At 40.2% G+C, this 6,232-nt stretch carries 3 protein-coding genes; 1 reads left to right on the top strand and 2 read right to left on the bottom strand.

The window, feature by feature from the left end; all coding sequences use genetic code 11:
• Positions 1–541: 541 nt before the first annotated feature.
• On the top strand, positions 542–4,144 hold the full coding sequence (locus PN457_RS13360; RefSeq protein WP_271733848.1) for a helicase-related protein: 3,603 nt from the start codon (positions 542–544) through the stop codon (positions 4,142–4,144).
• 8 nt (positions 4,145–4,152) lie between these two features.
• Here PN457_RS13360 and trpE read toward each other — a convergent pair whose 3' ends face one another.
• A complete protein-coding gene (trpE, locus tag PN457_RS13355) occupies positions 4,153–5,667 on the bottom strand; it encodes an anthranilate synthase component I (RefSeq protein ID WP_271733847.1) in 1,515 nt (504 codons plus the stop codon).
• Between the two features lie 87 nt (positions 5,668–5,754).
• The gene (locus PN457_RS13350) at positions 5,755–6,174 is read right to left on the bottom strand and encodes a photosystem I reaction center subunit II PsaD (RefSeq protein ID WP_271733846.1); all 420 of its coding nucleotides are present in this window, start codon (positions 6,172–6,174) and stop codon (positions 5,755–5,757) included.
• Between the last annotated feature and the right edge of the window lie 58 nt (positions 6,175–6,232).

Here is a 6,232-nt window from a genome sequence, read left to right as displayed (position 1 = left end):
AAACCCAAAGACCCCACCATTGCAGAAAAATTCAACACTTACCGGTTTGCAGACTACAAAGAACAGGTCATAGATTTATTAATGCGGGTGTGTAGAGTCAGCATGGAAACCATGAATATAGTTAATCAGATGTCGGGTGGTTAAGATCCCCGACTTCTCACATCATCACAGATAATCTAAGATAACTTAGCTAGAAGTCGGGGATCTGTGTGACTGTGGGAGGGGGTGTAAGATCCCCGACTTCTCTCCCAAATATTCAATAACTCCCTAGGTTATGGAAGAAGTCAGGGATCTGTGGGGCGATCGCCACCCAGGGAACCGGGGGTTAAAAACCCCCGTCTCAAAGCTAAAGTCAGATAAATCTGACTAGAAAATCATGTATGTAATCATAGTCTAGACCGCCAATCAACCTTTGCGTACCTTTGCGCCAACCTTTGCGCCCTTTGCGTTCAAAAACAGATATAGGGGAACTGTCCCCTTTCCTCACTGATAATTTCTCAACTCAAATAGGATGACTAATAAGAAAAGGGAATAAATCAATATGACTGCGAACATAGCTGAGGATTTAGGAAGATTATTTGAGGTGGGTTTTAATATTGGTGTTCTCTGCTATATTCAGCAAGAACAAATTAAGCAGAAATTTGGTAATTTATATCGTCATCAATTAGAAAACCTCAAGTTCTCTAAAATTCGACAAAGAATAATTGATAGGGTATTAAGTACCTTAGAACGAGATATAGCTGAAACCTGGTGTCAATTCTTTGTTCAAAAGGGATTTTTATCAGGGTTAAATTTCTTTAGAGAATATTTGACATCCTTGGGAGATCAAATTAAGGATCTGGAAATTCTCTATTATCAATGCTGTTTTCATGGTGATAACAGTATTGGAACTTATGAAACCGACCAGACCCAGTGGTTTAAAGATGTTCTTTCCCAGTTTGATCAGTTACAAAATACTGCTGACTATATTCCTAGATATCAGGAAAAAGGTGGTTTTCTGAATGCAGATACTTTGATTTTGCTCAAGTGTCGGCGTAAATATCGGGTTTTATGTCTTGATTTATCAATATTTTCTGTTCACACTGATGAAGATATCCAAAATATTGATTATGTGGAAGTTATTCGCAACTTGTTGATGCGGGATGTTAACTATGTCCGTTCTAAAAGTGTGTTTTCTAGCTTGAGTGTTGATACTAATTCTTTGGGTTTGGACTTCTCACCTAGTTTAACAGACTATTTCACAGCTTTTAAGGCTAAAGATAAGGAAACCGCTAAGTTAATTCAAGCAGCAGCTTATATTTATAGCTTTAACCAATTTCTCCAAGAAACGGGGATAATATCAGATAGATCGTCAATTGTGTTTAATGCTATTGGTTATAGCGATCGCTCATTCAATACTATATCTATTACACCAGATCAACTCAAGATTTTTGAGACTTGTCATCAAATCTATAAATTACATAATACAACAGAAGAAATCACCCACGCACGTCGTCGAGTTTTAGATAAAATTAAGCGTAACGCTGGGAGTAGCTTTGACCAAGGTAGGGAGTTTGTCAACTCTCTTGTAAACATCACCCGCGATCGCATCAATATCATACCACCTCACACCGAGAAAATTAGCGACTTTTTTAACTCTGTCGCCCCAGTTCCTCCAGAGTTAATTTCCGACTTAGGTTTGACGGGAAGCTACAACTTTCGTGAAGCACATAGTCAACTGATTCAGAAATCTTTGCTTTCTGAGAATACCTATATATTCCTCACCGGAAACCCAGGTATTGGTAAAACCACTGCGATCGTCAATTTTCTCAAACATCATTTAGATGAAGGGTTTCTATTTTTCTATGTCAGTCCCCGCAAACAGGTAAATCTCGACATCATCGAAAAATTCAAGGATAAAGCAACCGGTGATTTAGTAGATGACAGAATCTTGGCGATCAATACTCATACTCACCTGATTCAGGATAACTCTGGTAAATGCTCTGTTGAATATACCTCGAACCTATATCAAGAGGATTTTATTCGAGGAAAAGTTAATTTTCTTAAGAGTCAAAAGGTGGAAAGAGGGGTGAGACGCAGTAACCGACTCGAACACATCACCGATGATACTATTATAGACCGGGGAGAAAAAACCGCAGGTGTTTTAAAGAGTCTTTGTGAAGGACTATATACTACCATTACTCACAAATTATCTGACAACGTTATTGCTACTACTTCCACCCAGTCTTTAAAGAAAACTCAGACTGGAGATACCCTCAAACACCTGGATAAAATATTCAGCGACGCATACAACACCAGGGAAAATAAGGTCTTTCCCCAAAAGATGCAAAATATCTCCCGTCGCATCAAACATCTATTTATCATGATAGACGAAATTACCGGGGATGAGGGAGGGGTGGAGTTTCTCCATGGTATTCATAAACTCATCAATAAATATCAGTTAAATCAACCTGAAAATGGTTTTAACACTAAGGTAATTATTGCAGATGCTTCCATCGTTGATCAAAATGTCATTTGTCAACATCTAGAAAATACTACCCCCGAACCCAATAAAATCTACTTTCGTCAAGCTCTGGAAAATATTCAACCCCTGTCAGTGGTCAATTTGCAGTTTAAAAAATTACCTGCGACCATGATTAACGCTAATTCCTACCCAGCTAAAAGCTTAACTATTAGCTATCAAATTTTTATTGAGTCTTGTAAATTTATCGATCGCGCCCAGTTAAAGGATAAATCTAATTTAGAGCAAAAGCTCTTAGATGTCATTTTCGCCGATATCCAGAATTTATTACAAGATTCTCAGGTATCACAATTTATAGTATACATCCAAAATAAACCCAAACTAACACAAATTATTGACAAGCTTCAGGAAACCTTGGGTAAAGAGAAGTTCCATAAAAATACTCATTATATAGAAATACACGCCAATATCTCGGAATTAGAGAAACAACAACTTCAACAGTATCAGGAAAATGTCAAGGTAGTCTTCATGACTGCTTCGGGAAGTCGTGGTTTATCTTTCCCCAAAGCCAAGCACATTTTGGTAGAAATCCCTAAGTTTGAGATTGAAAAAAACCTGATGGAAATCATTCAGGTGATTTACCGCGGTCGGGGAAATGATCATATAGATAACCAAGATAAATACTTGTACTTCTATTTAGCTGAACGTTCTGTTTATTACCAAGATGACCCTCAATTGTCTTTACAAGAAAGTGTCCTCAGTTTATTAAACCTGCTGTTAATTCTTAAGGCTTCCATGATGACTCGTATATATGGTTATGGTAAAATTGGCAGAAAGAAATATATACTGATTCCTATCGGTGGTAAGTCGGTTTTAGCTGCTGGGGAAACATTTTCTAGTCAAATAGTTAATCTGATCAACCAACTTAAGAAAGAATATCAAATCCATCGGAGTCATGAGTTATTAAAACAAGTCTATACCAGTCTAGAGAAACTCATGGGAGATGGAAATTTTCGGGTTGAAAACACTCCCGAAGAAAGTTATTTAAAATTACAGAAGTCTTTTAAGGAGCAATTTTTGCAATTAGCTAATAGTTTTGATCAACTACTAGATGTTCCTCCTTTAGAGTTAGCTTATATTAACGGTGGTTTGCTCATAGTACCTACTAACAATATCCAAGAATCTTATCAAATGAAATTACTGGATATAGAAAAGTACGCTCATGGAGAATTATGGGATAATCTCAAACTAATTAGTAAAAATCCCATTTATCCTGAAAACTTAAGATTTGCAACTCAAGATGCAATTGAACTAGTGGAAAAATTGAAAAAAGCGCCACCCAAGACACAAAACTTCACACAAACCAGTGAATATAGTGACCAATATTACGCCTTACCCTTACTTGTATTTATTAGTGGAGAAGTCATGAGTCAATATTTTGCTGAGGAACCAGAAGAACCAGAAGACCTGCGTTTCCGTGATATTCTATTTACATACCTTCGTTCGTTATACCCGGTCACTAACATCTTACCTATAGGTCATAATTATCAAGAATTTCCCTTTTTAGTCTTTAGAAGTTATGCCTTAGCAGAAATGAGACAAAAACTGTTCACAGAAAAATATCTACTCCACTCCCGGGAACTGAATGTATTAAACCTGATCCTCGCGCAAAAAATTGATTAAATACTACATCATTGTAAACAACTAATAGCTACTAACAAACCTCGAGCTTTATTCAAGGTCTCCTGATATTCCTTCTGTGGGTCAGAATCAGCCACTAGACCCGCACCCGCCTGGACGGTTACAGTATGATTATGCAATACCATCGTGCGAATCGCGATCGCAGTATTCAACTGTCCTTCAAAATCGTAATAACCATAGACTCCAGAATAAACACCCCGACGACATGGTTCTAACTCGTGGATAATTTCCATCGCCCGGATTTTCGGCGCACCGCTGACAGTACCCGCTGGGAAACAGGCCTTGAGTAAGTCCCAGGCGCTTTTATCTGATGATAGCTTACCCACCACATTACTCACAATGTGCATCACGTGGGAATAACGCTCTACCACCATTAACTCATCAACTCTCACGCTTCCACTTTCACAGACCCTTCCTAAGTCGTTACGACCTAGGTCAACCAACATCACGTGTTCCGCTGTTTCCTTGGGATCTTGCAGTAAATCTGTAGCTAAAGCTGCATCTTCCTGTGGGGTTTTACCTCTCGGACGCGTCCCAGCTATGGGTCTGACTGTAGCTACTACCCCACCCGCTCCATCGGCTTGGGCTTTTACCATCACCTCCGGACTGGAACCGATAATTTGCCAGTCTTGGAAATTAAAGAAAGCCATGTAGGGGGAAGGATTAATTTGGCGTAGGGAGCGATAAAGGGCAAAGGGATCACCTTTATATTTTGTCGATAACCTCTGGGATATAACGACTTGAAATATGTCTCCTGCCTTTATGTATTCCTTCGCTTTTTCTACACTATCACAGAATTCCTCCTGTGTCAAGTTGCTAGTATATTCTTCTATCCCTCCCCCATCCTTGCTGCCCGGCGGTGTCCATTCTAACATTGTTTCTTGGGGCGACACAGGGCGGGATAACTGAGAGAGCATCTGTGTGACGCGATCGCACGCTTGTTCATAAGCCTGCCATAAATTCACATTTTGATCACGTAAATCAGCATAGGCGATCGCCCAAACTTTCCGTTTCACCTGGTCAAAAATTAACAAGTGGTCTACCTGCATCCACAATCCATCAGGTATATTACGCTCATCTTGTGGATGAATAGGTACACGTGGTTCTATCCACCGAATCAACTCATAACCCCAAAAGCCAAACAGTCCGCCAATTCCTGGGGGGAGTTGGGGTAAAGTCACTGGTTTATAGGGTGCCAAACATTGAGCCAAAGCTGCAAACGGGTCTCCTGTAAACACAACTTGGGAACCATCCCGATGTGTTTGAGTAGTCGTGTCACCCCGGGCGGACAAAATCCACAGGGGATTACAACCGAGTAAACTATAACGGCCGATGTTTTCGCCCCCTTCTACTGATTCCAACAAAAAGCTATAAGGCTGACCGGAGCAGACTTTATACCAAGCAGATACTGGGGTATCGAGGTCTGCTACCCATTCTTGATACACTGGGACAAAATTACCTTGTAAAGCTAGTTCAGAAAAATCAGAGAAATCAGGGAACATCATAAATGGATTTAGAGAGTGGTGAGCACAGGAGGAGAGGGGAAGGGGAGAAACAATTCCATTACTCCCCTCATCCCCAATACCTAGCTTCTAGACATCGTGGGTAGCTTTACCACTGAACTTAAGTTTAGCGGGACTGGGATTTTCCCCAATGCTGCGTGGTACATGACGCACCTTTTCGCGCCCGGCGTTAACTTTTTCTGGGAACACACCATCAGCTGGGTGAATGAAGGTGGTTTCCCCATTTGGTAAAATCCGGTAAATTTTGTAGTCTGTGATTTTGAATTTCCGGAGTTGACCGCCCAAGGCAATGCCATGTTCTTTACGAGCTATATATAGCAGGTTTTCGCCTTTGCGCATAGTAGCAGCGCCACCGGTAGGCATTTCAAAAACTTGCTCTTTAGGGCTAGTCCAAGTGATAGCGTACTTTTCTTCCTCTACTGCTTTTTGGAGTAAGCCACCAGTGCTACCACCAAATAGGGGGGTTTGTCCAGAAAGTTTTTCTGCCATAAAAAATATCTCTCTCAACGGTTTTTAGGGAATCGTAACACCGCTGACCCGATCATAT

Source organism: Anabaenopsis arnoldii, from assembly GCF_028331025.1.
GTDB classification, from domain to species: domain Bacteria; phylum Cyanobacteriota; class Cyanobacteriia; order Cyanobacteriales; family Nostocaceae; genus Anabaenopsis; species Anabaenopsis arnoldii.
Note: the sequence above shows the minus strand (reverse complement) of the source record. Positions and strands in the feature narration are given on the sequence as shown.

What these genes read in the sequence shown, in the direction of transcription:
- PN457_RS13360 (WP_271733848.1), top strand. Translation starts at nt 542, where the DNA reads ATGACTGCGAACATAGCTGAGGATTTAGGAAGATTATTTGAGGTGGGT.
- trpE (WP_271733847.1), bottom strand. Translation starts at nt 5,667, where the DNA reads ATGATGTTCCCTGATTTCTCTGATTTTTCTGAACTAGCTTTACAAGGT.
- PN457_RS13350 (WP_271733846.1), bottom strand. Translation starts at nt 6,174, where the DNA reads ATGGCAGAAAAACTTTCTGGACAAACCCCCCTATTTGGTGGTAGCACT.